The following is a 391-nucleotide window of genomic DNA, read 5'->3' as shown; positions in this document are numbered from 1 at the left end:
GATAGAGAATAATAGAAGCCTGTAATGTTCTTCTTTTTCTGAATCATTCATTGAATTTCCTATAATAACTATATAGCCCTGTTTCTAGAGCTTGCATACAAGTTCTTGAATAATTTCCCCAAAAAAAGGATTAGCCACTGTTGGGAAGAGTAGGCCAATAATTTTAGTTTCTTGTTGAAAAAGTTGACGTGCTGCTGAATTAGGTTGATAATTTAAAGTTTTCATTGCCTTATGAACTTTATCTACAGTCTTTTGACTTAAGTATCCACGATTATTTAGAACGCGAGAAACAGTTGTTTTTGAAACATTTGCAAGTTTAGCAACATCCTCTAATTTAGGTTTCATATTAAGCACCCCTAGTAAAATGATAAATATTATTAAATACAGTTTA

General features: G+C 30.9%; 1 protein-coding gene. It reads right to left on the bottom strand.

Features of this window, described 5'->3' with window-relative positions; genetic code table 11:
• Positions 1 to 84: 84 nt before the first annotated feature.
• Positions 85 to 391 (bottom strand): LacI family DNA-binding transcriptional regulator (locus ACF91D_RS32280; protein WP_392438785.1); only part of this gene is annotated, 307 nt, incomplete at its 5' end.

The organism is Staphylococcus sp. 231237_7MaSpsaltlick (genome assembly GCF_043107035.1).
The sequence above is the reverse complement of the archived record's forward strand: the minus strand, read 5'-3'. Positions and strand labels throughout refer to the sequence as shown.